This window comes from Streptomyces venetus (assembly GCF_039540295.1).
GTDB lineage: Bacteria > Actinomycetota > Actinomycetes > Streptomycetales > Streptomycetaceae > Streptomyces > Streptomyces venetus.
Genome location: NZ_BAABET010000013.1, coordinates 209786 through 236542, shown reverse-complemented (window position 1 = coordinate 236542; position 26757 = coordinate 209786). Strand labels below are relative to the sequence as shown.

Below are 26757 nucleotides of genomic sequence, written 5' to 3'. Positions count from 1 at the left end.
AGGTCCCCCCTTCCCCACCCTTTCCGGACGGCCCGGCAGTGCAAGCAGATCTCTCCCCTGTCATCGCGGCGACCGCCCAGTGGCTGACCCGCTCCTTCCCCGCCTCCGGTGGTGCCCTGGCCTCCGCCCTGTGCGAGGTGCAGGCCCGGCAGGCCGTGACGGTCGCGGCGTGGCTCAGGTACCCGACGGAGATGGACGCCGCCCTGCTCGGAGTGTCGGGCCCGGGCGGTTCCGCGCGGCTCGACTGGGTCACCGGCGTGGACGCGGCCCTGGGCGACGAGGTGGACGCGCACGCCTGGCGCACCTGGGTGGACGAGGTCGTCGCGAGCTGGGCGGCCAGTCTCCTCACCGACGCCGAGCTGGCCGCACAGGCGGTGGCCGCGCTCGCCGAGGGCAGCCACAGCAGCGGCACGCGCGCCGAGTTCCGACGGCTGGTGGACCCGGACGACAGCGACCGCCGCGCCGCGGCTCTGCTCCGCCACCCGGACCTGCTCGCTCCCGTCGCCGGGCTCCATCACGGCCAGCTCCTCGACCGCCTGAACCCGGGCCGCACCCTGTTCGCCTGACCCGGTCTCGTCGTCGGCGTGGCCGCGCCGACGGTGTGGGAGCCCCGTCGGCCCCCCTGTCACCCTCCGTGACGCACCCGTTTGCCGTACGCGACCGTGCCCCGCCCGCGCGGGCGGCGGACGCTGAGCGTGGGGCCGCCGACGGAGGAGAGACCGAGATGACCACAGCCCTCTCACGGAGCTGGGAACACGCCGTCGTGACCGGCGGCGCCGGGTTCGTCGGCTCCCATCTGTGCGACGCCCTGCTGACCGCGGGCGCGGCCGTCACCTGCGTGGACGACTTCAGCACCGGCCGGCCCGAGAACATCTCCGCGCTGCTCGAACAACCCGGCTTCACACTCGTGCAGGCCGATGTCACCGAGGGACCGAGGATCAAGCGGGCGCCCGACCTCGTCCTGCACTTCGCCTCCCCGGCGTCCCCGGCCGACTACCGGCGACTGCCGCTGCACACCCTGGAGACGGGCAGCGTCGGCACCCGCAACGCCCTGGACCTCGCGCACTCCGCAGGTGCCCGCTTCGTCCTCGCCTCGACCTCCGAGGTCTACGGCGACCCGCGGCAGAACCCCCAGGACGAGAGCTACTGGGGCAACGTCAATCCCGTCGGCCCGCGCAGCGTCTACGACGAGGCCAAGCGGTTCGGCGAGGCGCTGACCACCGCCCACGCGGAGGCCCACGGCACCGACACCTGCATCGTCCGGTTGTTCAACACCTACGGCGCCCGCATGCGCGGCCACGACGGACGCGCGGTGCCGACCTTCGTACGGCAGGCTCTGGCCGGCGAGCCCCTCACCGTCACCGGCGACGGCCGTCAGACCCGCTCGCTGTGCTTCGTCGACGACACCGTCCGCGGTGTCCTCGCGGCGGCCGCCCACGGCATGCGCGGCCCCGTCAACATCGGTAACCCGACCGAGATCACCATGCTCGACCTGGCGCGCCTGGTCGTCGAACTCGCCGCGTCCCCGTCGGAGATCCGCTTCATCGAACGCCCGGTGGACGATCCGGCCGTGCGCTGCCCCGACATCACCCTGGCCCGCGACAAGCTCGGCTGGGAACCGCGGGTGCGTGCCGAGGAAGGCCTGCGGCGCACCATCGCCTGGTTCCGCGAGTACGGAACGGACGACTGACCCGCCCCTCGGCGCCGCCCGGCCCGTGCCACGCGCACCCCCCTGGGAGCGCGACCCGGCTCTCCGACCCGCCGAAAGGCCCGCCACCGCCATGCGCATCTCCAGGAACCGCGCCGCCCAGTCCCGTATCGCCCGCGAGGGGCCTGCCGCCAGGGCATGGACACAGCCCGCCGGCCGTGACGCCGGTGCCGACCTGGCCGGCGCCCTGCCGGCCCTCGGTTCCCGCACGATCCGCCACCCCGAACCGTTCCGCACCGAACCCGCCGGAGACCCGCGATGACCGAGTCCTGCACCGCCACCCGGGACACCGACTACGCCGTCGTGGTCCCGACCCACGGCCGTCCCGGCCCGCGCGCCTGCCTGCACGCGCTGGCCGAGGCGACCGGCCCGCGACCGGTCCGGGTGGTCCTCGTCGACGACCGGCCCGGCCCGTCCCGGCCGCCCCTCACCGCCGACGTCCCGCCGTCCCTGCGCTCACGCACCGTCGTCGTGCCCGGCGGCGGGCGCGGACCCGCCGCCGCCCGCAACCTCGGCTGGCGGGCCGCCGGTGACGTGCCGTGGGTCGTCTTCCTCGACGACGACGTCGTACCCGGCCCCACCTGGGCCGACGACCTGACCCTGGACCTGGCGGCGGCGACCGGGCGGGCCGCCGGGATCACCGCCCGGATCGAGGTGCCCCGGCCCACCGACCGCCGCCCCACGGACTGGGAACGCACCAGGGCCGGCCTCGCCGCAGCCCGCTGGATCACGGCCGACATGGCCTACCGCCGGGCCGCGCTGGCCGCCGTCGGCGGATTCGACGAGCGCTTCCGGCGAGCCTCCCGCGAGGACGCCGACCTCGCCCTGCGCATGGTCGACGCTGGCTGGACGCTCACGGGGGGCCGCCGGACCACCACCCGCCCCGTACGGCCGGCCGGCCGCTGGATCTCCGTCCGTCTCCAGGCCGGCCACGCCGACGACGTGCTGATGACCCGGCTGCACGGCCGTCACTGGTGGCGCCGGGCGGAGGCGCACCGGGGGCGCCTGCCCGCACACCTCGCGATGACCGGGGCGGCGGTGACGGCGCTCGGCTGTGCCCTGCTCGGCCGGCACCGCACGGCCGGAGCCTGCGCCGCCGCATGGCTGGCCGGGACCACCGAGTTCGCCCTGGCCCGCGTCCTGCCCGGTCCCCGCACCCGCGACGAGGTGCTCACCATGACCGTGACCAGCGTGCTCGTCCCGCCCGCCGCGACCTGGCACTGGCTGCGCGGGCGACTGGAGCACCGCAAGGCGCGGCCGTACACCCCGCTCGAGCCCTTCGAGCCCCTGCCCGCACCCACCCCGGCGGTCAGGGAACGGCTGCTGTCATGACCCGTCCCGGCTTCCTGGCCCGCGCCACCCGACGCTCCCGCGTTTCCCGGCCGCACCGGAGCGCCTGATCACGGAGGTGTGCCCATGGCCCCGTCGCTCAGCCCCACCCCCAACGGACCGCTCGGCGGCTCCCTCGCCCCGGGCGTCCTCGAGATCGCGTTCGTCTCGGAACACGCGAGCCCGCTCGCCCCGCTCGGCGGGGTCGACTCCGGCGGCCAGAACGTCCACGTCGCCTGCCTCGCCGGCGCGCTCGCCGACCGGGGCCACCGTGTCACCGTCCACACCCGCCGCGACGCACCCGACCTTCCCCAGCGGGTGGCACTGCGTGACGGCGTCGAGGTGCACCACGTGCCCGCCGGACCGGCCGAACCGCTCCCCGAGGACGCACTCCTGCCCCACATGGACGCGTTCGGACGCCACCTGGCGCGCGGCTGGCGCAACCGGGCCCCCGACCTCGTGCACTCCCACTACTGGATGTCGGGCCTGGCCGCGCTGCGGGCGACCCGCGCACACGGGCTGCCCCTGCTGCACACCTACCACGCCCTCGGCACGGTGAAGCGAAGGCACCTGCGTCGCACCGACGCCGGTGCGCCGGAGCGGATACCCGGCGAGACCGAGATCGGACTGTGCTGCGACCGCGTCGTCGCCACCTGCCGTGACGAGGCCGCGGAACTGGCCCGCATGGGCATACCCCCGCACAAGGTCGTCATCGTGCCCTGCGGCGTCGACCCCGACTGGTTCACCCCCACTGGCCCGGCCGCACCGCGCGGACCGTATGCGCACCGGCTGCTCCAGCTCGGGCGGCTGGTGCCGCGCAAGGGCGCCGAGGTGGCCCTCGCCGCGCTGGCCCGGCTGCCGGGCACCGAGCTCGTCGTGGCCGGCGGGCCGCCCTCGGACCGGCTCGACCGCGACCCCGAGGTGTGCCGGTTGCGTGACATCGCCCGCGGCGCCGGCGTCGCCGACCGGGTCCGCTTCCTCGGCGCTGTGCCCAGAGAGGAGGTGCCCGCCCTGCTGCGCTCCGCCGACGTCGTGGTGTGCCCCGCCTCCTACGAACCCTTCGGCATCGTCCCGCTGGAGGCCATGGCCTGCGGTGTGCCCGTCGTGGCCGGCGCGGTCGGCGGGCAGCTCGACACCGTCGCCGACCCGGGGACCGGGCGGCTGGTGCCGCCCCACGACCCGGAGGCCCTGGCCCGCGCCGTCGCCGGGCTCCTCGCCGACCCCGCGGTCCGCCGGGCCTGCGGAGCGGCCGGTCGTCGCCGGGTCCTGAGCCGGTTCGGCTGGGGCCGGGTCGCCGCGGCCACCGAGGCCGCCTACTGCGAGGTCCTCGACGCCGAGCCCGCCGCGACAGGCGCCGGCTGACCCGCCCGCCCCTGTGCGGACAGCCGCTGTGTGCCCCGCTCAGGCCGCCGTGCTCAGCGTGGGCTGCCCCACCACGTCGCCCTCCTCCGTGCGGAGCACCATCGGCCTCGTGGACCGCCGCCGCCGGAGCAGGTGGCCCGCGCCGACCGCACCGGCGATCAGCAGCCCCCCGATGACGAGGGCGCCGCGGGCCCCGGCCAGCTCCATGAGGAGGCCGAGCGCGGGCGGCCCGCCCAGGCTCCACACCGTGCCGATGCTGCCCCACACACCCAGCACCCGTCCCCGCAGGTGCGCCGGTGGGTCGGTCTGGAGGACGGCCGTACCGGCGGTGTCGGAGACCGACTCCACCACGGCCATCGGAAGCACCAGCACGATCAGCACCGCCACGGACGGCGACAGCCCCGCCACCACCTGGAGCAGCGCGCCGCCCGCCGCGAGCACCCCCACGAGCCACACCGACGGCCGCCGCAGCCGGGCGCCGAGCACCGCGCCGAGGATGCCGCCGGCGGCGAGCACGGTCGACACCGTGCCGAACGAACCGGCCCCGCCCGCGAGCGGACCGGTGACGAGCACGGCCAGGGTGAGCTGGTAGTTGCGGCCGAACACGGCGCTGATCCCGGTCACACCGGCCAGCGCCGTCAGACGCGGCCGCCGCGCGAAGAACACCAGCCCCTCGCGCACGGTCATGCGGGCGCCGCTGTGCTGACGGGCGTCCACGGCGACCTGCCGCACCGCACCGGCCGCCGGACGCAGGAACGGAATGACCGAGGCCACGAACAGGAACGACACCCCGTTCGCGAAGTACGCCGAGGACGTACCGAGGAACCCGACCGCCACACCGGCGAGAGCCGCTCCCACGAGCCGCCCCGACTGGTGCACCAGTGCTCCGACCCCGATGGCCGAGGGCACGTCCTCCGCGGGAACGAGATCGTTGCCCAGCAGCGCGCACGCCGGGTTGTCGACGGTCGCGACGACACCCGTGGCGGCGGCCAGCACCATCAGGGAGGTCATGCCGAGCTGGTCCAGCGCCACGAGGACGGCCGTCGTGAACGCGATCGCGCCGAGCAGCGCCTGGCTCACGGCAGCCGTCAGCTTGCGGGGCCACCGGTCGACGGCCGCGCCGCCGAGGACGCTCATCAGCAGGGCGGGGGCGGCCTGCACGGACATGGACAGGCCCGTGGCGGCGGCGGACCCGGTGATCTCGAGGACCAGCAGGTTCTGCACCGTGAGCTGCATCCACGTACCGGCGTTCGACACGAAGTTCGCGACGGACCACCAGCGCATGCTGCGGTACCTCAGCGAACGCCAGGGCGAGCGCGAAGTGGGCGGGGCAGGGGAAGGCGAGGAAGACACAGTGCGGTACCCGTTGGACGAGTCGGGGACTCAGGACGAGGAGGACGGGGAGTGAAAGCACCGGCCACGCTGCTCGGTGGCTCCCCTCGCCGGAACACGGCGCCGACCATCGTGGCAGATCCGACCCCGCAGTCGTCCTCGCCGCCTTCGCGTCGCCACCCCCGCGAGCCGTAAGGAGCCCCGCCCACGGGGGATTTGGTGCCTCGAGTGTGGTTGGACACAGTGCGGGGCCCGTCGCCTCGGCGACGGGCCCCGCATTCGTGCGGCGACGGCCGCGCTACTCTGACTTTCCCCGGCCGGTCAGCGCGTCGCGCAGCCGGTCCACCATCCCCGTGCCCGGAGCCAGCAGCTTGTTCGCCGGAGGCTTGTCGGGCGCGGCCGGGTGGGGCCGGGTCGGGGCGGTCTTCTTCGCCTTCCGTACCTTCTCGCCCAGCTCGTTGAGCGCGTCCATGGGGCAAGCCTGCCGCAGCGCCGGGAAGAGGTTCCCCTCCTCGTCCGCGATGTGCGACCGGATCTCGCTCATCAGCATGCCCATCAGCCGGTCGAAGTCGGCGTCGCCCGGGTCACAGCGCTCCAGGTCCTTCATGATCCGCTCAGCCGTGGCGTGGTCCTCGAGCTCCTGGTCGGCGAGGGCGTCCCCGCCGGCCACGTGCTCGCGCACGGCCGGATAGAGGTAGGCCTCCTCGGCCACCGAATGCCGCACCAGCTCGATCGTGACCTGGTCCGCGTACATCTTGCGGTCCTCATGGCCGGACGGCAGCCCCTCGATCTTGCCGAACAGCTCCTCGACCTCGCGGTGATCGGTCACCAGCTCGTCGATGACGTTTCCTCCGTGTCCCATGTCTTTCACCTCCAGCCCCCGGGTCCCCTCGGGCCTCAGGCGGCTAACGCATGTTTCCGGCAGGGGTGCTCCGACGGTTCAGGCGGGGAGCTTGGCCCGGACACGTCCGGCCGCCGCGGCCGGACGTGCGGTGGCACGGACGGAGCGCCGCACCAGACCCGCGTCGCGCCGCAGGCCACGTGCGGCGTGGGTGCCGCGCCACAGCACCGAGGGGCGGGCGCCGGTGTCGTCGGCGGCGATCAGCAGCCCGCCGAGCATGGACATGTTCTTGAAGAAGTGGATGCGCTGCTGGGCCCGCTCCGAGGGATCCTCGGCCTCCCAGAAACGGTGGCCGGCCAGCGTCGTGGGCACCAGGGTGGCCGCGATGGCCAGCGCGGCCGGGCGCGGCATGCGACCCGTGGCCAGCATCAGCCCGGCCACGACCTGCACGGCGCCGTTCAGCCGTACGACCTGCTCGGTGCGGTCCGGCAGCGCCGGTACGCGATCGGTGACCGGCCGTACGACCGGTTCGGCGGCCGAGGCGACCTCCTTCGGATCACGTACGGAGTTCAGGCCGCCCGTGAGGAACATCGAGGCCAGCATGGGGCGGCCGAGCACACGCAACAGACTCATGGCCCTCTCCAAGGTGTCGTGGGTACGGCGATGGACCGGGTTCCCCACCGGGGACGGAAGACTCACCCGGTCCGCGCCTCCCGGTGCCGCGCCCATGCCTGCGCGCGCAGCTCCCCGGACAGCAGGACGTCGGCGGCGGTGCACGCGAGGGCCTCCGTCACGGCGACCAGCACCTCTCGCGCCCGGGCGGACGCGGCGGCCTCGGCGAACTCCGGGGTGTGGTCGGAGCCGTCCTCGTCCATGATCGCCACGAACGGGTGAATGGCCGGTACCCGCGTGCTGACGTTCCCGATGTCGGACGATCCCAGGTACACGCCCGGCACGGGCGGTGACAGCGGGATCCCGGCCCGGGCGAGGTGCGCGGCGAACCGCTCGGACAGCACCTCGCTGTCCCGGAAGTGCTCGTAGCGCACCGTGGCCTGTTCCACCTCGGCGGTGGTGCCCGTGGCCCGGGCCACACCGTCGGCGCACCGGCGCAGCCGCTCCGCCAGGTCCTCCAGCGCCGGGGTCGTCGCCGCGCGCAGACCGTACAGGCCCTCGGCGTACTCCGGGACGATGTTCGTGGCGGTGCCGCCGTGGGTGACGATGCCCTGCACATGCGAGCCCTCCGGCAGTCGCCGTCCGAGGACGCCCAGCACGTTGAACAGTTCCACGAGCGCCGCGAGCGCGTCGACGCCCTCCGTCGGGTTCCCCGTCGGGTGCGCGGCCCGGCCGTGGAACGCCACCCGGTACTGCGCCTGCGCGGTCAGCGGGGCTCGCGCCCAGCTGTACACACCCGGATGGAACATCAGGGCCGCGTCGACGTCGTCGAACACCCCGGCCTCCACCTCCAGGGCCTTGCCGCCACCGCCCTCCTCGGCGGGCGTGCCCACTGCCAGCACCGATCCGGCGGTGGCCTCTGCCACGGAGCCCACCGCCAGCGCCGCTCCCAGCCCCGCCGCCGCGATGAGGTTGTGGCCGCACGCGTGGCCGAGGCCGGGCAGAGCGTCGTACTCCATCAGCAGCGCCACCGTGGGCCGGCCCCGGCCCGAGCGTGCGGTGAACGCCGTCGGCATCCCCGCCACGCCGCGCTCCAGGGTGAAACCGGCGCGCTCCAGCTCCCCCGACAGCAGTGCCGCCGCCCGGTGTTCGGCAAAGGCGTACTCGGGATCGGCGTGCAGCCGCAGAGCCACGTCCCACAGCCCACCGGCCCGGGCCGCCACCTCCTCACGGACGGCCCGGTGCACGTCCTCGCGCATGCGGTCCACGCGACCTCCCCGACAACGACTTCGCTGCGTCCCCGCCCGGGTTTCACCCCACACCCCCACGACACCCACAGCGTCCCGGTCCCCCAGGGGCGCGAGAAACCGCACGATCAACCGCGCCGATCCCGCACCCGCGGTACGGCGCAGCGAGTCCGGTCCGGTGGGCGGCTGCGGCCCTCGCCCTCAGGGGCGCGGGGAACTGCGCGATCAACCACGACGAACCCGCACCCGCCCACGGACGGAACCGTCCCCGGCGGTACGGCGCAGTCTTGTCCGGGCCGGTGGCCGGGTGCGGCCCTCGCCCTCAGGGGCGCGGGGAACTGCGCGATCAACCGCGCCGATCCCGCACCCGCGCCCGGACGGTACGGTCCCCGGGGGGACGGCGCAGCGAGTCCGGTCCGGTGGGCGGCTGCGGCCCTCGCCCTCAGGGGCGCGGGGAACTGCGCGATCAACCGCGACGAACCCGCACCCGCCCACCGACGGAACCGTCCCCGGCGGTACGGCGCAGCGAGTCCGGTCCGGTGGCCGGGTGCGGCCCTCGCCCTCAGGGGCGCGGGGAACTGCGCGATCAACCGCGACGAACCCGCACCCGCCCACGGACGGAACCACGCCCGGCGGTACGGCGCAGCGAGTCCGGTCCGGTGGCCGGGTGCGGCCCTTGCCCTCAGGGGCGCGGGGAACTGCGCGATCAACCACGACGAACCCGCACCCGCCCACGGACGGAACCGTCCCCGGCGATACGGCGCAGCGATGTACACACACGCGAGTACCCCCTGCCGAGCCTCAAGCCGACGCGGCGTTTCGACGCGTGCCCCGGTGCAACACGGTCGGTGTACCCGCCGGGCCACGACAGCGTGGACGCCGCGGCGGTGGCCGGGCGGGCCGGACCTGGGAGGAACCATGGACCACTCGCGCGTGCCCGTACTGGAGGCGCTGGAGGACTTCCGACGCCGCGGCGACATCGCCTACGGCCCGCCGGGCCACAAGCAGGGCCGGGGAGCGGACCCGCGGGTGGCCGAGATCGTAGGGCTCGACGTGTTCCGCTCCGACGTGCTCTCCCTCAACGGACTCGACGACCGCCGCCAGTCGCAGGGAGTGCTCAGCCGGGCCCAGGAACTCATGGCGGACGCGGTCGGCGCCGAGCACGCGTTCTTCTCCACCTGCGGCAGTTCCCTCTCCGTGAAGACCGCCATGCTGGCCACGGCCGGCCCCGGCGAGAAGCTCCTGCTGTCGCGCAACGCCCACAAGGCCGTCATCGCGGCCGTGGTCGTCAACGGCGTCGAACCGATCTGGGTGCACCCGAAGTTCGACGCCGAACGCCACCTGGCCCACCCGCCCGAGGCCGACGACGTCCGCCGGCGCCTCGAGGAGCACCCGGACGCCAAGGGCATGCTGCTCATCACGCCCACCGACTGGGGCTCCTGCGCCGACATCCGGGGAGTCGCCCGGGTGTGCCACGAGTTCGGCGTGCCCGTCATCGTCGACGAGGCCTGGGGCGCCCACCTGCCGTTCCATCCGGCCCTGCCCGCCTGGGGCATGGACGCCGAGGCCGACCTGGTGGTGACCAGCGTGCACAAGATGGGCGGGGCGGTGGAGCAGAGCTCCGTGTTCCACCTGCAGTACGACCGCGTGTCGCCCGAGGTCCTCGCACAGCGGGAGGACCTGCTCGGTACCACCAGCGCCTCCTCCCTGGTGTACGCCACACTCGACGGCTGGCGCCGCCACATGGTGGAACAGGGGCGCGAACTCCTCGGCACCGCCGTCCGCCGCGCCGAACGCGTCCGGGCGGCCGTCGCCGACCTGCCGGGGCTGCGGCCCATGGGCCGGGAGGTCGTGGAGGAGGGACTGGCCGCCGACCTCGACCCGCTCAAACTCGTCATCGACGTAAGAAAACTCGGCATGAGCGGCATGCAGGCCGCGGAGTGGCTGCGCACGCACCGGCACGTGGACGTCGGCGGCTCGGACTCCTGCCGCATCAGCGCCTCGATCACCCACGCCGACGACGACGAGACGGAGGAGATCCTGGTGTCGGCCCTGCGCGCACTGGTGGAGCACGCGGACTCCGTCGAACGACGCCCGCCGGTCCGGCTCCCCGAGCCCTCCGCGCTGGAACTTCAGCAGGCGATGCTGCCCCGCGAGGCGTTCTTCGCCCCGGTCGAGCACGTGCCCGCCGAGCGGGCCGCCGGACGGATCGCCGCGGAGATGATCAGCCCTTATCCGCCGGGCGTGCCCGTGGTGGCGCCTGGCGAGGTCATCACCGACGAGGTCCTCGACTACCTGCGCAGCGGTGCCGAACACGGCGTCCTCATCCCGGACGCGTCCGACTCCTCCGTCCGGACGCTGCGGGTTGTGGCCTGAGGCGGAGCAGGCCCGAGTTACTCATGAGCGAGATGTTGAACATGTGATGTAAATAAACTCATGGGTAAGTTGGCATGTTTTGTCCGAATCAGGTGCACTAGAGAAGAAAGCATCCGCTTCCTGCTAGGAGATGGTGCAATGTCTTCCACCGAGAAGTTCACCGAGGAACTGACGGGCATCCAGAGTGCCGACATCGAGGCGGCACTCGACCCCGCAGAAGCCGACGGTATCTACCGCGACAGCCGTGAGTGCGCCGCACTCGCCCTGTTCAAGGGTGGATTCGGTCTGCTCTTGTCGCCGCCCACCCCGCGCCCCAAGAAGGGTTGAGCGGACCGACAGGAGCAACCATGAAGCAGTCAGGCACTTCGCCCCTCTTGCAGGGCGCGGTGCAGGACCTCGCTTCCGGCGTGGTCTCCGCTCTTCGGAGCGGAGACCACGCTCGTGCGGCCGCCGCCCCCGCGGCGGCCGACGGGGAAGCGGGGGGCCTCGCCCTCGCGGCCGTACGCGTGCTGGGAGCCGACGCGTTGCTGCCGAGCACCCTTCTGCGCACTCCACCCCTGCCCGACGAACTCACCGTGTTCCGCAAAGCCGTGGAGACCTACCCACCGGGCACCGGCGCCGGCCCCACCGTCGTGTGGAGCCACTGGGCCATGCGGCGCACGCTGCGGCGGCTCGACCCGGGCCACGCCGACGGCCCGGACGAAGAACCCGACACCGCCTGGCTCGAGGGCACGACCTGGCAACTCCTCACGCACCAGCTCGCGGTGCTGGCCGCCCTCGCCGTGCCCGGCGAGGACTGCGCGGTCGCCCGCGCGGCCGGGCAGCGACCCGTCGACGTCGCCCGGGGCTTCGTGCGCGCGGTACGCCGCAGGGACTGGCGGCAGGCGGCCGGCGCCGGACGCTGGCTGACGCTGCTGGAGGGCGTGCCCCCGACACTGGGACTCGAGAACGGCCTGGACTTCGTGGAGCTGATGGGCGGTCAGGATCCGCTCGTGGAGCTGCAGGTGAGGGCGGCACGGCTGATGCGGGCGGGAGCGTTCGTGTGAGGGAGGCACGGGGGACACGGCAGGTGGCCGAGGACGCACTGGCGTGGGTGTCCGCCCAGCGCGCGCAGTTCGCGCTGGGCGACGACGCGCTGGCCGCCGACGGACAGGTGAACCGCAGCTGGAAGCCGCTCGGGGAACTGGCCCAGGTGTGCGCGACCGTGACCCGGCACACCGCGCCCCCGGATCCGCTGCACGCGTGCGCGGCCGACCTGATGGCCTTCGCCTGGCAGCAGACCGACGAGGGAGAGCTGTTCGTGCGCCTGCAACGGCTGGAGCCCTTCGCCACCTACCCGCTGGAGGTGTACGCGGCCATGGCCGCGGCGGGCCTGCGCCACCCCGGCTACGAGGCGGCCACCGCAACGGTCGCCCGTACCCGCGGCTGGCGCCTCACCGAGCAGGAACCCACCCGGCGCCTCGGCGTCCTGAACGCCGAGGCGCGCAGCGGCATCCGGGAGACCGGCGCGATGCCGCAGGCGCTGCGGCGCACCTGGCTGGCCGGGCTGCCCGAGCCCTGGACCTTCGAGGAGTCCTCGGGCTACTCCCTCACCCATGTGGTCTTCCACTTGACCGACTGGGGGCGCGCCGGACCCGACGGGGTACCACCGGACCTGGCCGACTACCTCGCCGACTGGCTGCCGCCCTGGCTCGACACCTGTCTGGACGCCGGGATGTGGGACCTCGGCTGTGAGCTGCTGGCTGTGGCGGCGAGCCTGCCCCTGCTGCCCGAACCCACCGCTCTCCAGGACGCCTGGGCGCGGATCGCCGCCGTACAGCACCCCTCCGGCGCGGTGCCGGAGCGGGGGAGCGGCGCGGACCACGACAGCGGCCCGGACTTCCTCACCCACTACCACCCCACCCTCATGGCCGCCTTCGCGGCAACCCTGACCACCCGGCGTCTCGACGACGCGGCCCGGGCGGACACCCACCAACGGCCCGGCGGACAAGGAGTGCTGGGATGACCGACACCCGTCTGATCCACAATGTCGGGGCCGGTGCCCTGGAATGGCTGTGGGCCCATCGCGACGGGTTCCGGCTGGAACCCGACGTCGACCCCGAGATCGGCTTCCTGGAGCGTTTCAAACCCATCGGCGAACTCGCCATGATCTGCAAGGTGCTGTTCCGCGAGGGTGTCGCGGGATCGCGCCAGGCCCAGCTGGCGCGGCAACTGCTCGACCACGCCTGGCGCGAGACGCTGGACGGCGGTCGCATGCTGGTGCGCGGACAGCTCACGGAGCCGATCTCACCCATCCCGTTCGAGGTGTACCTGCCCTTCAAGGAACTCGGGTACAGCCAGCCGGAGGTGGAGCGGGCGGCCGCCCTGAACCACCGACTGGACAGCTGGGTCTCGTTCGAGGCGACCCCCACCCGGCGGCTCGGCCTGTCCGCGTTCCAGCGCCGGTTCGGCCTCACGCCCCGGCCTCCCGAGGCCGAACTGCGGGGCACGACCTGGCTGGCCCACGCCCCCGAGCCCTGGACCGTGGAAGGGCACATCGCCTACGACGTCACGCACAACGTGTTCCACCTGACCGACTGGGGGGAGCGGCCCGACGGTCTGCCGCCCGGCACCGCCGAGTACCTCGCGACCTGGCTGCCGGTCTGGATCGACGACTGGCTGGATCTCGAACGCTGGGACCTGCTCGGCGAACTGCTCGTGGTCGACGCCTGCCTGCCCCTCCCCACCCTGGACGAACGGGCCTGGGAGGGCTTCGCCGCCGCACAGCAGCCCGACGGCGCCATGCCCGCCCTGCGGACGATGCCCGAGGGCACCCCCGACGAGGTGTTCGACATCGTCTACCACCCGACCCTGGTCGCCGCCTACGCCTCCGTACTCGCCACGTCCCGGTCCCTGTCCCGCATGGCAGAGGCCTCATGACACCCGGCCGCCCCACACCGTGGCCGGGCGAACCACCCGACGACCACGACCCTCCGCCCCCGCTCGCCGCGTCGGCGGATCGAATCCGGCCAGGGGACGCTGCGACGGTTCAGGCCTCGCCCCCGGGTGCCGCATCGGCAGATCGATCCCCTCCCGTGCGTGACACGGCGAGGAACGAAAGCCCTGCGACCCGGGGACACACTCCGACGGCCCATCACCCGCCCCCGCGTGTCGTCTCGACCGATCGCTCCGCTCCCGTACGTGCCGCGTCGGCCGACGAGCCCCCGACCCTCCGTGCCGCGTCGGCCGACGAGCCCCCGACCCTCCGTGCCGCGTCGGCCGACGAACCCCTGGCTCCCCGTGCCGCGGTCGCCACCGCCACCGCCACCCCGCGTGTCCCGTCGCCGGACGCCCCCCGCGGCGACGGGGCACTCGGTGAGCGGCTCGCGGAGGCCGTCGTCGCGTCCGACGCCCCGGACGTCGTCTTCGCCCTGTCCCGGCACGGCCGCCGCACCGTCCTGAGCGGCGGAACCGCCGCGCCCCCACCGCTTCCCCGCGTGGACCTGCGCTACGAGATCGGATCGGCCACCAAGACGTTCACCGGCCTGACGCTGGCCCGCCTGATCCACGGCGGCCGGCTGACCGGCGGCGAACCGGCCACAGTGTTCCTGGACCGGGGCCGGCCCGCCGGCCCGGACCCGGTGACGCTCGCCCACCTCATCACCCACACCTCCGGACTGCCCGCCCTGCCGGCCGGCTTCTACCTCCGCGGCCTGCCCGCGTGGCGCACCAACCCCTACGCCCGCTTCCCCGCCGAGCGGGTCGTCGACGCCTTCCTGCGGCACCGGCCGCGGCACCGGCCCGGCACCCGGTGGCGCTACTCCAACTACGGCGTCTCCGTACTCGGACACGCGCTCGCCGCCGCCACCGACACACCGTGGCAGGACCTGCTCACCGAGCAGGTCCTGCGCCCGCTCGACCTGAACGGAACGGCCCTGCGGGCGGACGGCTCCGGGCTCGACGCCACCGGACACGGCAAGGACGGCGAGTCACCCGTGCCCGCCTTCGACCCCGGAGGCTTCCAGGCGGCGGGCGCCGTACGGGCCACGCCGCACGACCTGCTCACCTTCCTCGAAGCGCACCTGGACCCGGCCGGCGCATCACGACAGCTGGCCGCCGCCCTGCGCGCGGTGCGCCGCCCCGTGCTCCGCCGCGGCATCGGACACCGCCACGTCCACACCATCGCCTGGTTCCGTCACCCGACCGACGGCGGACCCATGTACTTCCACAGCGGCGCGACCCTCGGCCAGCAGGCGTTCCTGGGGTTCCGCCCCGACACCGGCACCGCCCTGGCCGCGCTGTGCACCCGTCGCTTCCGCGCCCACGACCCGTTCCTGGCCGCCGCGTACGCGCTGCTGGCTGAGGAGTAGCGGGGCCCGCCCGGCGCCGGCGGCGACCTGCCGCAGCGGCGCCGGACAGCCCTGACCCGTCGTCACACCACCCGCTGCCACAGGGCCGGAGTGCCGGCGGGCGCCCACACGCCCTGGGCCTGGTGGGTCTGCAGGCACCGGTAGCGCACACCGGCGTGGGTCACCGTGGCACCGGCCTCGTAGACCCGGCCCGCGCTCCAGGTCGGCGCGGCGTTGTCCTGCGGCGCCGTGGCTGCCGCAGCGGCGGTCTTCAGGGTGAGGCCGTACTGGCTGAGCAGCGGATTGATCGGCTGGTAGAACGTGGTGCCGCCGCTCGCGCAGTCACCGCTGCCGCCGGACGTCACACCCTGCGCCTGCGTGCCCGCGACGAAGGGCCCGCCGGAGTCACCCGGTTCGGCGCACACCGTCGTCTGGGTCAGCCCGTCCACCCTGCCCTCGGCGTAGCTGACACTGGTGTCGTGCTGCTCGATCCTGCCGCAGTGCCAGCCGGAGGTGGAGCCGGAGCGGCACACGGCGGCGCCGACCAGCGCCTGGACCGAGCCGGTGATCTGAACGTTCTGCCCGCCCTCGCCCTTCACGTTCGCCGTCGCCGTCCACTGGTCGTTGACGGCCACCCACGACATGTCCCTGCCGGGGAAGGTGGAGGCCTGGAACGTGCCCTGCGCCGCGTTGTTGTACCCGGTCGTCCTGTCGCCCGGCAGGCCGCAGTGCCCCGCCGAGGCGAAGCCCTGCTGCGTGCCCTTGGTGACGGAGAAGCCGACGGAGCAGCGGGCGGCGCCGTTGATGTAGTAGGCGTCGCCACCGGTGAGGTCCGTCAGGAGGCGCGGCCTGCTCGCCGCCACCTTGACCCCCACGCTCTTGCCGTCCAGTCCCGCGGCCTTGACGAACGCCGCGGCCGCGGCCTTGCTCCTGGCCTGCACCGTGACCCGGTTCAGCGGGACGTCGACGTACCACAGCGGCGTGTCGCGGGTGCTGACCCGGGCCGCCGCCGCGTCCAGCTTCCGCTTCGCCGCGCCGAGGTCGCGGAGCGTCCTCTTCACCACGGCCGCCTTGGCGCCCTGGGCCTTGATGGCGGGCACGTCCGCCGCCTGGGTGGTCGCCACGAACAGCTCCTGTGACGTCGTGCCGCGCAGCCAGGCCCCCGCGAAGCGGCTGCCCAGGGCGTTGCGCAGCCGCCCCGCCCGGGTGCCCGCCTCCGCCTCGTTGACCAGCCGCAGGGTGGCCTGAGCCGCGGTCAGCCCGAGGTCGCGTTCCATGGCGTGCAGGACCGGAGCCGGCGGCCGGTCGGCGCCGACGGTCTGGGCGGCCGAGGGCAGCGAGCCCGCGGGGGGTGCCGGCTCGGCCGCCACGGCGGAGGGGATCCCGGTGGCGACGAGCGCGCCGAGCACGGTCAGGGCCGCCCGGCGGCCGGTCACGGCGTGTCTGTGGACCATTCGATGTGTCTCCTTCGGGCACGGTGGGACTGTCGCGAGGCCGTAGGCCTTGCCGGAACGGCCCGGAGTGATGTCCCGGGCCGCCCCGTTTCGCGCTTCGGCGCGGGGAAGGGCGCCAAGTGCAGTACGGCGGGCACCGGGCGTGTCACGCGGACTTCAGGCCGGGCGAACCCGCCTCCGTGACGAAGGACGCGGTCGTCGAGATGGTGCCCCCGGGCTTCGTGATGCCCGAGACGGTCCGGAAGTCGACCTGCGCCTTGTCGCGGCCCAGCTCGACCCTGATGTAGCCGCGCCGGCCGTCGTAGTGCTTCATGTGGGGATTGGCCTTCATGTACGTGTCCCAGTTGGTGGGCTTCTGTGCCCCGTCCCCGCCGCTCGCGACGGAGGTGCAGGTGAACTCCGTGCCCAGCGTCCTGGACCCCGGGTCGTCGAAGTCGTCCTTGAGGTCGAAGGCGTATCCGACGTGGACGTCGCCGGTGAGGACCATCCAGTTGTCGATGCCGGCGGCCTTCGCGCCCGCCATGACGCGCTCGCGCGAGGCGCGGTAGCCGTCCCAGGCGTCCATGGAGACCCGGGCCGGCGCGGTCAGGTCGAACTTGCGCTGGGCGAAGCACACCTGCTGGGGCATCACGTTCCACACCGCGCTCGAGGCCCGCCAGCCGTCCAGCAGCCAGCGTTCCTGCGCGGCGCCGGTGAGGGTGCGGGCAGGGTCGTCCGACTCGGTGCCCGGTGCGTGCGGCTGGTCCTTGTAGGCCTGGTCGGAGCGGTACTGGCGGGTGTCGAGGATGTCGAACTGGGCGAGCGACCCCCAGGCCAGCCGACGGTACAGCCGGGCGTCGGGGCCCTGCGGCAGCTGTTCGGCGCGCAGTGGCTGGTTCTCCCAGTAGGCCCGGTAGGCGGCGGCGCGTCGTGCCAGGAACTGTTCCGGGGAACTGCCGTTCTCGGCCGCGGCACCCGCGTAGTTGTTCTCCGTCTCGTGGTCGTCCCAGGTGACCAGGAACGGGTGCTGGGCGTGCGCGGCCATCAGGTCCGGGTCGCTCTTGTAGAGCGCGTAGCGCAGCCGGTAGTCCGCCAGGGTGGTCGTCTCGCGGTTGAACACGTCGGGCAGCGTGCGGTCGGTGTAGCGGCGGGCCCCGCCCGCAGAGTCCACGGCGTATTCGTACAGGTAGTCGCCGAGGTGGAACACCACGTCGACGTCCTCCTGCGCCAGATGCCGGTGGGCCGTGTAGTAGCCGTCCTGGTAGGCCTGGCAGGCCACGGCGGCCAACCGCATGCCGGAGGTGTCGCTGCCCGCGGCGGGTGCCGTACGGGTCCGGCCCGTGGGGCTGATCCACGCGCCGACCCGGAACCGGTAGTAGTACCGGCTGTCCGGCTTCAGGCCCTTGACGTCGACGTGCAGGCTGTGGGCGTACTCGGGATGGGCCGTGGCGGCACCCCGCTGCTCGACCCGCACGAACCGCTCGTCCGTGGCCACTTCCCAGTCGACGACGACCCGCTCCTGGCCCAGGCCGCCGTCCGCCGCGAACGGCTCGGGCGCAAGCCGGGTCCAGATCAGCACCGACTCGGGCAGCGGATCGCCGGAGGCCACGCCGAGGGTGAAGGGGTCGGCGGAGATGCGGGTGGCGTCGCGTTCGGGCGCGGCGGTGACGCCGCGGGCCGGCCGGTTGGTGGTGAAGGCGAGCATCGCCGCGGCCGCGGTGACGGTCAGGAAGCGGCGGCGGGCGACGTGCTGCGCCGCGGTGCGCAATACGTCGTCGTGCGGGGAGAAGGCATGCTCGGACGGTGCGATTCGACGGCCCGTCAGCGCCATCTGGTGTCCTCTCGTACGGGGCGGTCGCGCCCCGGGAGGACGGGGACATGGCCGACGTGCGGAGCCCGGAGCATGCATGCTAAGCAGACAAAATGCCCGGAATCGGCACGACGTGCGGAGAGTTCACACCAGAGGCGGTACGGGAGCGTTGCTCGGCACGACCCGTCGCCGGGGAAAGGAAAACGCCGCCGGCGTCGGCCGGCGGCGGAGGGGGAGTGGGGTGTCTAGCGGGCGGCTTGTGCGGCGGCCCCGGTGGTCGCGTGGTCACGGACCGGCAGGTGGTAGACGTGGAAGGCCCGCCCGATGACCGGCTGGGCCACGTTGCGCACCCGCACGCCGCCGCTCGTCATGCCGTGTTCCGAGCCGGCGTGCGCGTGCCCGTGCACCGCGAGGTCGGCGCCGGCCGTGTCGATCGCCTCGGCCAGCAGATAGCTGCCCAGGAAGGGATAGATCTCCAGCGGCTCGCCCGCCAGTGTCTCCGGGACGGGGGAGTAGTGCGTCAGGGCGATCCGCGCGTCACAGCCCTCCTCGCCCAGCCGCTCCAGAGCGGCCCGCAGGGCATCGGCGCGCCGGCGCGAGTACCGGACGAACTCCTTCATGACCGGCTCGCCGAACTCCCCGGCGCAGCGGCCGACGAAGCCGCCGCCGAACCCCTTCGTGCCGGCCACGCCGATCCGTGACCCGCCGCTCTCCAGCACCGTTCCCTGCCCTTCCAGGACGTGGGCGCCGACGTCCCGGAGGATGGCCGTGACCTCGTCGGGCTTGTCGTCGTGGTGGTCGTGGTTGCCCAGGACGGCGACCACGGGCACACCGAGGTCCCGGATCTCCTGGGCCACCACCCGGGCCTCCTCGGGGGTGCCGTGCCGGGTGAGGTCCCCGGCCAGCAGCAGGAGGTCGGCGCACTCGGGGAGGGTCTCGAAGGCGGGGCGGAGCAGACCTTGACTGTCCGGGCCCATGTGGATGTCTCCGACGGCTGCGATGCGGATCATGCGAGTTCCTCCGCGTGGTCGGGGGAGGAGGCCTCGGTGACCACGAGGTCGCTGTGCACCGCGATCCCGGCGAGTTCCTCGTGGACGGTGCGCAGAATCTCGTCGCGGCAGGGCGCCGAGGGCACGGTGCCGGTGAGCAGCACCTTTTGGCCGCGGGCCTCGACCCGCACGCCCAGTTCACCGAGCTCGCCGGAGGCGAGGCGGTCCTGGAGGTGGGCGATCCGGTAGTCGAGGTTCTGCGCCGGCTCCTGGCCGCCCGGTTGCTCCGTTCCGTGGGTGCTCATGGATGTTCCTTCCGCATCAGATGACGTTCAGGCGCTCCAGAAGGAAGAAGAAGGCGGCAGGCATGGGCGCGTCCCCGCACTCGCGCCGCACCCGCTCCCAGTCGACCTTCTCGCGCAGGGCACGCGCGATGGGCAGCACCGCGCCGAAGTCGCAGTGGTGCTCGGAGAAGGCGGCGACCAGGCTCCACAGCAGGTCGGTCGGCGCCAGTACGGGCATGCGCACCGAGTCGACCGAGAGCTCCTCCGCCCGCTCCAGCATGTCCGCGCCGACCGGCTGGTGCGCCAGCTCGAAGATGATGTCGACCGGCTGGCCGAAACACGTGGCCTTGAGCAGCCAGTCCTCCGGCGGGGTGTAGACGGTGAGCCCGGCCTCCTGGAGCGTGGCCGCCACCGCGTCCGCGTCCTCGGGGCGGATCGCGAAGTCGACGTCGTGCTGGAGGTTCTTCTCGCCGCCGTGGGCGTAGGCGGCGACGCTCCCGGCCAGCGCGAAGAGGTGCCCCTGCCGCTTCAGCAGGGCACCGACCTGCTTGGCCGCCTCCAGCAGTGCCTGGTTGCGGTCCAGGGGCAGTTCCTGCGGGGGCTCGTCGGCCTGCGGGTCTTGTGGTGGCGCGGGCTCGGACAGGTCCGGGGCCGGCCGGAGGCCGGGAACCCCCGGCCGCCGGACGAGCGTCGCGTCATCACCGTTCTGCGTCATGACCACTCCATTCGCCGAACCGGGCAGGCGCACTGCCACGCGCCGCCCGGACCCGAGACGGCCTCCGTGCCTGCTCTGAGTACCCGAGGCTCCCGGGCCGACACGGAAGGCCGCGGAGAGGCCCGGGCCACGGGCCGTTTTCGGGCACGGTCCGCCCGTGCGGGACGCCCTGTCCGGTCCGCATGTCCGATCCGCCCGTCCGGGACGCCCCGTCCGGTCCGGTCACCCGCGGCGCCGATGGATCTACCGGGCAGCCGCACCCTCCTCCCCATGAGGGCCGCCCCACGGGCCACGGGCCGCGCACGACAAGCGTTCACTCCCATAAAGGCGGAATATGGGGCAAAAGGCCGGGAAGTCGGTTGAAGCCGCTGGACAACGCGCTCGTGGAGGTCGACATGAACCAGGAGACAGCACGTTCGCCCGATCTTCCGCAGCCATTGCGGGCCGTCGCCTCGGGACTGAGGCATCTGCCGGGGGCGGGGCAGGTGGGCAAGGTGGCCGGGGGCACTCTGGAGCGGATAGAAGCGGTGTCGCCGCGCGGCCGCCGGATGGCCGTGTACGCCGGTGCCGGTGTGCTCGGCGTGGCCGGAGTGGTGGAGTGGCCGGTCGCGCTGACCGGCGCGGCCGTCGCCTGGCTGACCCGCCCGCGGCCCGGGCAGGAGCCCGACGGTGCGCCGTCGAACGGCGGCACGCAGGCCGTCCGGACCCGCGAACGCCGCCCCGGGACCGACGCGGAGGCCGAGCCGGACACCTCGTCGTACGGCCCCGGCGACAAGCTCGCCTCGTCCCACTACCGGCACGACCCACCGGAACAGCACGTCCACGAACAACCCGCCAAAGTGGGCGACACCGCCACCGCCTCCGCACTGAAACAGGTCGCCGAGGCCACGCACCACGGCCCGCACGCCGAGGAGCACGACCGGGAGCAGGCCGACCGGGACGGACACGACAGCCGGTCCACCGGCTGAGTCGGGACAACAGCAGATGTTCACACGCTTCGACGCCGCCCCGCTCGTCGGGGCCGTGGCCGGGGCGGCCGCAGGCGCCGCCCGCAGCACTGCCCGGACGGTGACGTCCGTCTACGGCACCACCCGCCGCGTCCGCAACGTCGCGCGCAACGCCCTGACCGGCGGACAGCACTGGACGGCGGGGCAGCGCGTCCACGTCGCCCTGCGGCGGGCCGAGGGCGACGTGGGGCCTCTCGCCCGCAAGGTCGCCTGGGAACTGCTCGAACACCCGGACGTGGTCACGGCGTACTGGGACGAGGGACTGTCCCGCCTGGTCATCACCGCCGCCGAGGACGCCGCCACCGACCTCGTCACCGAACGGGCCGCCGAGCTCGCCGCCCGTTTCGGTCTGAGCGAGGGCGCCGACCCGGTCGCCCAGGAGGCCACCCACCCGGGAGACCCGGGCGAGGTGCGCGCGACCACGGCGGCGATCCTGCTGGACGCCGCCGGCGCGGCGGGTGCCCTGACCGGCCGGTCCCTGCGCCTGCCGCCCACCTCACGCGTCGTCACCGCCAGCGTCACGCTGCTGCGGGAGAATCCCCGCTTCCGAGCGCTCCTCCAGCAGCGGTTCGGCAGGTTCGGCACGGAAGTCGTCCTCGCCGCCGCCAACGCCGCCGCCCACGGGGCCGGACAGACCCCGCTGGCGCTCGTCCTCGACGGGGTGCTGCGCAGCGCCCAGCTCACCGAGGCCGTGTCCAGGGCCGCGGCCTTCGAGGCGCTGCACGACGACCTCGTCCTGGAGGGGCGCACCAGCCTGCCCTACCCCACCGGCACCCGTCCGCCGCTGCGGGTGACCCCCGCCCAGGAGTACGCGTCCCACGCGAGCACCGGCAGCCTCGCCGGCGCAGCCGCAGCCCTCCTCGTCACGCATGCCGCGACGGACGCGGCCGAAGCGCTCCTGGCCGGATCCCCGAAGGCGGCCCGGTACGGCCCGGCCGCCTTCAACGCGACCCTCGGCACCTTCCTCGCCCGCTCCGGGATCCTCGTGCGCAGTGGGGAGCGCCTGCGGCAACTGGAGATCGCCGACGCCCTCGTCCTGCACGCCGACGCCCTGCGCAGCCGGCGCTCCACGGCCGGCCAGGACTCCGACGGCCTGCCCGACGACCCGGTCGACCCCTTCGCCGAGGCCGTCCTCGACGCCGCCCGACGGGCAGGACTGCATGTCGTGATCGTGGGCGGCTCCGACCTGAAGGACATCACCCGGCTCGCCGACGAGATCGCCCCGAGCGGGAAGACCCTGACCGACGTCGTACGAGCCCTTCAGGACGACGCTCACGTGGTGGTGACCGTGGCCCGGCTGAGCGAGTCCGGCGAGGGGCACGTGGCGGCCGGGCTGCCCGCCGGTGACGTGGCCATCGCCCTCACCGACGGCCGGACGGCCGTCTCGTGGGGCGCCGACGCCCTGGCCCCGGGCGGACTCGCCGACGTCTGGCGGCTGTTGACCGCGATCCCCGCGGCCCGGCGCGTCGGGCGCCGCTCGCAGACGCTGGCCCGCGCGGGCGCGGCCCTGTCCGGTCTCCTGGTCGCCCGCGGCGGACAGGCACCGCGCCGGCCCGGCCTCTGGCCCCTCACCCGGCACGCGCCCGTCAACATCGCCGCCGCGAACGCCCTGCTCGCCGGCTGGCTGGAAGCCACCCGGGTGGCCCGGGCCACCCCGCCCCCGCCCCGGCTGCACATCCCCTGGCACGCCCTGGAGGCCGACGAGGCCCGCGACCGGCTGGGGCCCACCGGCACCGACGAGGAGCCTCGCGGCATCGCCCTGCTCGCCGACCGCTCACGACAGCAGGCGGCACAGCTGGCCGGCCACCCCCTGCTCACCCCCGCCCGCTGGACCTGGCAGGCGGCCGGCGCCGTACGCCGCGAACTCGACGATCCGCTCACCCCGGTCCTGGCCACGGGCGCCGTGGCCTCCGCGCTGCTCGGCTCGCTCGTCGACGCGCTGCTGGTGGTCGGCGCCATGGACCTCAACGCAGTGACCGGCGGACTCCAACGGCTGCGCGCCGAGCAGGCACTGGCCCGGCTGGCCGCCCGCCAGCAACCCAAGGCCCGCAGACGGGAAGGCCGCACGCGCACGGTCACCGTCGACGCGGCCAGGCTGCGGCCCGGGGACGAGATCACCCTCGGCGCCGGCGACGTCGTACCGGCCGACGCGCGGCTGCTCGACATCGACGGACTGGAGGTCGACGAGTCGGCGCTCACCGGCGAGTCGCTGCCGGTCACCAAGGCCCCCGACGCCACTCCCGGCGCCCCGGTGGCACAGCGCTCCTGCATGGTGTTCGAGGGCACGACCGTGGTGGCCGGGAACGCCACCGCGCTCGTCGTGGCCACCGGCGAGCAGACCGAGGCGGGCCGCGCCGTCACCCTGGCCGCCCGCACCCCGCCGCCGGCCGGCGTGCAGGCCCGGCTCCAGGAGCTGACCCGCAAGGCGCTGCCGGGGACCCTCACGGGCGGCGTGGCCGTGACCGGGCTCTCCCTGCTGCGCGGCAGCCCCGTACGGCGCGCCGTCAGCGGCGGAGTCGCGGTCGCCGTCGCCGCCGTCCCCGAGGGCCTCCCGCTGGTGGCGACGGTCGCGCAGATGGCGGCGGCCCGCCGGCTGTCCCGGCGCGGCGTCCTGGTCCGCACCCCGCGCACCCTGGAGGCGCTCGGACGGGTCGACACCGTCTGCTTCGACAAGACCGGCACCCTCACCGAGAACCGGCTGCGCCTGGTCCGCGTCGCCACCGCCGAGGGCACCGTCCTCGAGGTGGACAGCGAAGAGGCCGCACCGATCCTGCGCCTGGCCGCCCGCGCCTGCCCGCAGGAGGAGACGGGACAGGGCCGCCGCGTCGCGCACGCCACCGACGAGGCCGTCCTCGACGTCGCCCCGCCCGACGAGGGCTGGACACCGACCGGGGAGCTGCCCTTCGAAGCCAGCCGGGGCTACGCCGCGGCCGTCGGCCGCGACGGCGATCCGGACCTCGGTGACGTCCTCGTCGTCAAGGGCGCCCCCGAGACGATCCTGCCCGCCTGCCGGGACCTGCCCGGCCACACGACCGACACCGCCCACGAACTGGCCGGGCAAGGTCTGCGCGTCCTCGCCGTCGCCCGCCGCCCCTGCCGGGCCGGCGACGCCGAGGCCGAACTCGACGCGCCCCTCGCCGACCTGGAGTTCAGCGGGCTGATCGCGCTCGCCGACGTCCCCCGCGACACCTCGCAGGCACTGCTGGCGGAACTGCGCCGCTCCGGCATCCTGCCCGTGATGCTCACCGGCGACCACCCGGAGACCGCCCGCGCGATCGCCCTGCAACTGGGCTGGCCGGAGGAGACCGAAGTGGTCACCGGCGACGAACTGGTCGCCATGGAGCGCCGCGAACGGGGCCGGGTCCTGCGCGGCGGGGGCGTGGTGGCCCGGGTCGCACCCGAGCAGAAGCTGCACGTCGTGGAGGCCCTGCAACAGGCCGGCCGGGTCGTGGCGATGGCGGGCGACGGCGCCAACGACGCCGCCGCCATCCGCGCCGCCGACGTCGGCGTCGGCATCGAGGCCCGCGGCTCCGCGGCGGCCCGCAACGCCGCCGATCTGGTGCTCACGACCGGCGACCTGTCCGTCCTGGTCGACGCGGTCGCCGAGGGCAGGGCCCTGTGGCGCAGCGTCGCCGACGCGGTGAGCATCCTCATCGGCGGCAACGCCGGCGAGGTCGGCTTCAGCATCCTGGGCACCCTGCTGGCCGGCGCCTCGCCCCTGTCCACCCGTCAGCTGCTGCTGGTCAACCTGCTCACGGACATGTTCCCGGCGATGGCGGTGGCGGTCACCCCGAGCGACGATCCCTCGACGGCGGACCACGCCGCGAGCGGCCCGATGGGCCTCGACGCCCTCGGCGCGCCCCTGTTGCGCTCGATCCGGCGGCGCGGCATCACCACCTGCTTCGGCGCGGTCACGGCGTACCTCATCGGCCGCCTCACCCCCGGCACCGAACGCCGGTCCACCACCATGGCGTTGTGCGGTGTGGTGGGCGCGCAGCTCGCGCAGACGCTCTACGGCCGGCGTCACAGCCCGCTGGTCTGGGTCACCGCCCTCGGTTCCGCCGCCGTGCTCGTCGCCCTCGTCCAGACCCCTGGCGTCAGCCACTTCTTCGGCTGCACCCCGCTCGGGCCCGTGGCCTGGGCGGGCGTCGCCCTGGCCATCGCCCTCTCGGCGCTGGCCCCGCGCCTGGAACGCCTCCAGGCCGTGCACCGCTTCTACGAGACCATGACCCGACTCGCCCTGCGCCTGGGCGACCTCACCCAGCGAGCCAGGGAACCGTTCAGGAGCGGCATCGCCCGGCCGGTACCGGCGTGACCGGCGAACGGGAACAAGGGCGGCCGCCACCACGCGCGCGTGGTGGCGGCCGCCCTCTCCTGCCCCGGCTCAGACCTCGCCGCGCCAGGCGCCCGTTTCCGTCCCACGGGCCTCCATGAACCGCTTGAACCGCTCCAGATCACCGGAGACCTGCCGCTTGACGAACCCCAGTTTGTCGCCCACCGTCTCGGCCACGCCACTGGGGTCGAAGTCCATCTGAAGCATGACCTTGGTCGTGTCGTCCTGGATGCGGTGGAAGGTCACCACACCGGCCTGCCTGGACTCGCCGCTCACGGTCGTCCAGGCGACGCGCTCGTCGGGAACCTGCTCGGTGATCTCCGCGTCGAACTCCCGCTCCTGGCCGCCGACCTTCGTCACCCAGTGCGTCAGGGTGTCGGTGCGCTGCTCGATCCGCTCGACACCGTCCATGAACTCGGGGAACGTCTCGAACTGCGTCCACTGGTTGTACGCGGTGTGCACCGGGACGCGGACCTCGATGGATTCCTCTACCTGGGACAAGGCGGTTACCTCCCTTTCTCGTACGGAGAGCGACGGCCGGGTACCAGATCTCGCGCCGCTCACTCCTGATCCTCACGACTTGTAGGCTCGGGCGACGTGGCCACCTTGCTGATCGTCCATCACACGCCGTCGCCCAACTGCCAGGCGCTGTTCGAAGCCGTCGTCTCCGGCGCGACGGACCCCGAGATCGAGGGCGTGCGGGTCGTCCGTGCACCGGCGCTGTCCGCCACCGCCTCCGACGTCCTCGCCGCCGACGGCTACCTCCTCGGCACCCCCGCGAACCTCGGCTACATGTCGGGCGCTCTCAAGCACTTCTTCGACCAGGTCTACTACCCCTGCCTGGACGCGACCCGCGGCCGCCCCTTCGGCTACTGGGTGCACGGCGGGAACGACGTCACGGGGGCGGTGCGGGGCATCGAGTCGATCACCAAGGGCCTCGACTGGCGCCGCACCGCGGAGGCCGTCACCGTGACGGGCGAGCCGGACAAGAACGACGTCGAGAGGTGCTGGGAACTGGGGGCGACGGTCGCCGCCGGGCTCATGGGCTGAA

The 26757-nt window shown here is 74.0% G+C and carries 24 protein-coding genes; 14 read left to right on the top strand and 10 right to left on the bottom strand.

The window, feature by feature from the left end; genetic code table 11:
• Positions 1 to 38: 38 nt before the first annotated feature.
• The 5 genes from ABEA82_RS34585 to ABEA82_RS34565 all read left to right on the top strand — a co-directional run bounded on the left by ABEA82_RS34585 (position 39) and on the right by ABEA82_RS34565 (position 4399).
• Positions 39 to 566 (top strand): hypothetical protein, encoded by a 528-nt coding sequence (locus ABEA82_RS34585; RefSeq protein ID WP_345665692.1) that lies wholly within the window; start codon positions 39 to 41, stop codon positions 564 to 566.
• A 158-nt stretch (positions 567 to 724) separates the two neighbouring features.
• Complete coding sequence (locus ABEA82_RS34580; protein ID WP_345665691.1) at positions 725 to 1690, top strand: NAD-dependent epimerase/dehydratase family protein; 966 nt, start codon at positions 725 to 727, stop codon at positions 1688 to 1690.
• 91 nt (positions 1691 to 1781) lie between these two features.
• Positions 1782 to 1970 (top strand): hypothetical protein, encoded by a 189-nt coding sequence (locus tag ABEA82_RS34575; protein WP_345665690.1) that lies wholly within the window; start codon positions 1782 to 1784, stop codon positions 1968 to 1970.
• Positions 1967 to 3040, top strand: coding sequence for a glycosyltransferase family 2 protein (locus tag ABEA82_RS34570; protein ID WP_345665689.1), 1074 nt, complete (start codon positions 1967 to 1969; stop codon positions 3038 to 3040). Before ABEA82_RS34575 ends, ABEA82_RS34570 begins: the two co-directional genes overlap by 4 nt.
• Positions 3041 to 3124: 84 nt before the next feature.
• Complete coding sequence (locus ABEA82_RS34565; protein WP_345665688.1) at positions 3125 to 4399, top strand: glycosyltransferase; 1275 nt, start codon at positions 3125 to 3127, stop codon at positions 4397 to 4399.
• Between the two features lie 39 nt (positions 4400 to 4438).
• Here the strand turns inward: ABEA82_RS34565 and ABEA82_RS34560 are convergent, their stop codons facing one another.
• The 4 genes from ABEA82_RS34560 to ABEA82_RS34545 form a co-directional block, all read right to left on the bottom strand.
• Positions 4439 to 5683, bottom strand: a complete 1245-nt coding sequence (locus ABEA82_RS34560; RefSeq protein ID WP_425588586.1) for an MFS transporter — start codon at positions 5681 to 5683, stop codon at positions 4439 to 4441.
• Positions 5684 to 6029: 346 nt separating this feature from the next.
• Entirely contained in the window at positions 6030 to 6593 is a 564-nt protein-coding gene (locus tag ABEA82_RS34555; RefSeq protein WP_345665686.1) for a hemerythrin domain-containing protein, read from the bottom strand.
• A gap of 78 nt (positions 6594 to 6671) precedes the next feature.
• Positions 6672 to 7205 (bottom strand): DoxX family protein, encoded by a 534-nt coding sequence (locus tag ABEA82_RS34550; RefSeq protein ID WP_345665685.1) that lies wholly within the window; start codon positions 7203 to 7205, stop codon positions 6672 to 6674.
• Between the two features lie 62 nt (positions 7206 to 7267).
• Positions 7268 to 8443, bottom strand: a complete 1176-nt coding sequence (locus tag ABEA82_RS34545) for an amidohydrolase (RefSeq protein WP_345665746.1) — start codon at positions 8441 to 8443, stop codon at positions 7268 to 7270.
• Positions 8444 to 9349: 906 nt separating this feature from the next.
• Here ABEA82_RS34545 and ABEA82_RS34540 point away from each other — a divergent pair.
• The 6 genes from ABEA82_RS34540 (at position 9350) to ABEA82_RS34515 (ending at position 15156) form a co-directional block, all read left to right on the top strand.
• The gene (locus tag ABEA82_RS34540; protein WP_345665684.1) at positions 9350 to 10807 is read left to right on the top strand and encodes an aminotransferase class I/II-fold pyridoxal phosphate-dependent enzyme; all 1458 of its coding nucleotides are present in this window, start codon (positions 9350 to 9352) and stop codon (positions 10805 to 10807) included.
• A gap of 138 nt (positions 10808 to 10945) precedes the next feature.
• Positions 10946 to 11134 carry a hypothetical protein gene (locus ABEA82_RS34535; protein WP_003987799.1) on the top strand — a complete coding sequence of 63 codons (189 nt, stop codon included), beginning with the start codon at positions 10946 to 10948 and terminating at the stop codon, positions 11132 to 11134.
• A 20-nt stretch (positions 11135 to 11154) separates the two neighbouring features.
• Positions 11155 to 11853, top strand: coding sequence for a hypothetical protein (locus ABEA82_RS34530; RefSeq protein ID WP_345665683.1), 699 nt, complete (start codon positions 11155 to 11157; stop codon positions 11851 to 11853).
• The gene (locus ABEA82_RS34525) at positions 11850 to 12812 is read left to right on the top strand and encodes a DUF6895 family protein (protein WP_425588585.1); all 963 of its coding nucleotides are present in this window, start codon (positions 11850 to 11852) and stop codon (positions 12810 to 12812) included. The genes ABEA82_RS34530 and ABEA82_RS34525 overlap by 4 nt, the downstream gene beginning before the upstream one ends.
• The gene (locus ABEA82_RS34520; protein WP_345665681.1) at positions 12809 to 13726 is read left to right on the top strand and encodes a DUF6895 family protein; all 918 of its coding nucleotides are present in this window, start codon (positions 12809 to 12811) and stop codon (positions 13724 to 13726) included. Before ABEA82_RS34525 ends, ABEA82_RS34520 begins: the two co-directional genes overlap by 4 nt.
• A gap of 350 nt (positions 13727 to 14076) precedes the next feature.
• Positions 14077 to 15156 (top strand): serine hydrolase domain-containing protein, encoded by a 1080-nt coding sequence (locus ABEA82_RS34515; protein ID WP_345665745.1) that lies wholly within the window; start codon positions 14077 to 14079, stop codon positions 15154 to 15156.
• A 62-nt stretch (positions 15157 to 15218) separates the two neighbouring features.
• Here the strand turns inward: ABEA82_RS34515 and ABEA82_RS34510 are convergent, their stop codons facing one another.
• From ABEA82_RS34510 to ABEA82_RS34490, 5 genes are all read right to left on the bottom strand, one after another.
• Complete coding sequence (locus tag ABEA82_RS34510) at positions 15219 to 16589, bottom strand: alpha-lytic protease prodomain-containing protein (protein ID WP_345665680.1); 1371 nt, start codon at positions 16587 to 16589, stop codon at positions 15219 to 15221.
• A gap of 145 nt (positions 16590 to 16734) precedes the next feature.
• Positions 16735 to 18399, bottom strand: a complete 1665-nt coding sequence (locus ABEA82_RS34505; RefSeq protein WP_345665679.1) for an alkaline phosphatase D family protein — start codon at positions 18397 to 18399, stop codon at positions 16735 to 16737.
• Between the two features lie 224 nt (positions 18400 to 18623).
• A complete protein-coding gene (locus ABEA82_RS34500) occupies positions 18624 to 19388 on the bottom strand; it encodes a metallophosphoesterase family protein (protein ID WP_345665678.1) in 765 nt (254 codons plus the stop codon).
• Positions 19385 to 19672, bottom strand: coding sequence for a BON domain-containing protein (locus tag ABEA82_RS34495; RefSeq protein WP_345665677.1), 288 nt, complete (start codon positions 19670 to 19672; stop codon positions 19385 to 19387). Before ABEA82_RS34495 ends, ABEA82_RS34500 begins: the two co-directional genes overlap by 4 nt.
• Before the next feature lie 16 nt (positions 19673 to 19688).
• The gene (locus ABEA82_RS34490) at positions 19689 to 20366 is read right to left on the bottom strand and encodes a nucleotidyltransferase family protein (RefSeq protein WP_345665676.1); all 678 of its coding nucleotides are present in this window, start codon (positions 20364 to 20366) and stop codon (positions 19689 to 19691) included.
• A 395-nt stretch (positions 20367 to 20761) separates the two neighbouring features.
• Here ABEA82_RS34490 and ABEA82_RS34485 point away from each other — a divergent pair, with 395 nt between their 5' ends.
• A complete protein-coding gene (locus tag ABEA82_RS34485; RefSeq protein WP_345665675.1) occupies positions 20762 to 21334 on the top strand; it encodes a hypothetical protein in 573 nt (190 codons plus the stop codon).
• Positions 21335 to 21350: 16 nt separating this feature from the next.
• The gene (locus tag ABEA82_RS34480) at positions 21351 to 25688 is read left to right on the top strand and encodes a cation-translocating P-type ATPase (RefSeq protein ID WP_345665674.1); all 4338 of its coding nucleotides are present in this window, start codon (positions 21351 to 21353) and stop codon (positions 25686 to 25688) included.
• A gap of 69 nt (positions 25689 to 25757) precedes the next feature.
• On the opposite strand, the gene ABEA82_RS34475 is transcribed toward ABEA82_RS34480, so the two are convergent.
• Positions 25758 to 26207, bottom strand: a complete 450-nt coding sequence (locus ABEA82_RS34475) for an SRPBCC family protein (RefSeq protein ID WP_345665673.1) — start codon at positions 26205 to 26207, stop codon at positions 25758 to 25760.
• Positions 26208 to 26303: 96 nt separating this feature from the next.
• Between ABEA82_RS34475 and ABEA82_RS34470 the strand changes: the two genes are divergently transcribed.
• Positions 26304 to 26756 (top strand): flavodoxin family protein, encoded by a 453-nt coding sequence (locus tag ABEA82_RS34470; RefSeq protein WP_345665672.1) that lies wholly within the window; start codon positions 26304 to 26306, stop codon positions 26754 to 26756.
• The last annotated feature ends 1 nt before the right edge of the window (position 26757 follow it).

What these genes read in the sequence shown, in the direction of transcription:
- ABEA82_RS34580 (WP_345665691.1), top strand. Translation starts at nt 725, where the DNA reads ATGACCACAGCCCTCTCACGGAGCTGGGAACACGCCGTCGTGACCGGC.
- ABEA82_RS34575 (WP_345665690.1), top strand. Translation starts at nt 1,782, where the DNA reads ATGCGCATCTCCAGGAACCGCGCCGCCCAGTCCCGTATCGCCCGCGAG.
- ABEA82_RS34570 (WP_345665689.1), top strand. Translation starts at nt 1,967, where the DNA reads ATGACCGAGTCCTGCACCGCCACCCGGGACACCGACTACGCCGTCGTG.
- ABEA82_RS34565 (WP_345665688.1), top strand. Translation starts at nt 3,125, where the DNA reads ATGGCCCCGTCGCTCAGCCCCACCCCCAACGGACCGCTCGGCGGCTCC.
- ABEA82_RS34560 (WP_425588586.1), bottom strand. Translation starts at nt 5,683, where the DNA reads ATGCGCTGGTGGTCCGTCGCGAACTTCGTGTCGAACGCCGGTACGTGG.
- ABEA82_RS34555 (WP_345665686.1), bottom strand. Translation starts at nt 6,593, where the DNA reads ATGGGACACGGAGGAAACGTCATCGACGAGCTGGTGACCGATCACCGC.
- ABEA82_RS34550 (WP_345665685.1), bottom strand. Translation starts at nt 7,205, where the DNA reads ATGAGTCTGTTGCGTGTGCTCGGCCGCCCCATGCTGGCCTCGATGTTC.
- ABEA82_RS34545 (WP_345665746.1), bottom strand. Translation starts at nt 8,443, where the DNA reads ATGCGCGAGGACGTGCACCGGGCCGTCCGTGAGGAGGTGGCGGCCCGG.
- ABEA82_RS34540 (WP_345665684.1), top strand. Translation starts at nt 9,350, where the DNA reads ATGGACCACTCGCGCGTGCCCGTACTGGAGGCGCTGGAGGACTTCCGA.
- ABEA82_RS34535 (WP_003987799.1), top strand. Translation starts at nt 10,946, where the DNA reads ATGTCTTCCACCGAGAAGTTCACCGAGGAACTGACGGGCATCCAGAGT.
- ABEA82_RS34530 (WP_345665683.1), top strand. Translation starts at nt 11,155, where the DNA reads ATGAAGCAGTCAGGCACTTCGCCCCTCTTGCAGGGCGCGGTGCAGGAC.
- ABEA82_RS34520 (WP_345665681.1), top strand. Translation starts at nt 12,809, where the DNA reads ATGACCGACACCCGTCTGATCCACAATGTCGGGGCCGGTGCCCTGGAA.
- ABEA82_RS34510 (WP_345665680.1), bottom strand. Translation starts at nt 16,589, where the DNA reads ATGGTCCACAGACACGCCGTGACCGGCCGCCGGGCGGCCCTGACCGTG.
- ABEA82_RS34505 (WP_345665679.1), bottom strand. Translation starts at nt 18,399, where the DNA reads ATGGCGCTGACGGGCCGTCGAATCGCACCGTCCGAGCATGCCTTCTCC.
- ABEA82_RS34500 (WP_345665678.1), bottom strand. Translation starts at nt 19,388, where the DNA reads ATGATCCGCATCGCAGCCGTCGGAGACATCCACATGGGCCCGGACAGT.
- ABEA82_RS34495 (WP_345665677.1), bottom strand. Translation starts at nt 19,672, where the DNA reads ATGAGCACCCACGGAACGGAGCAACCGGGCGGCCAGGAGCCGGCGCAG.
- ABEA82_RS34490 (WP_345665676.1), bottom strand. Translation starts at nt 20,366, where the DNA reads ATGACGCAGAACGGTGATGACGCGACGCTCGTCCGGCGGCCGGGGGTT.
- ABEA82_RS34485 (WP_345665675.1), top strand. Translation starts at nt 20,762, where the DNA reads ATGAACCAGGAGACAGCACGTTCGCCCGATCTTCCGCAGCCATTGCGG.
- ABEA82_RS34480 (WP_345665674.1), top strand. Translation starts at nt 21,351, where the DNA reads ATGTTCACACGCTTCGACGCCGCCCCGCTCGTCGGGGCCGTGGCCGGG.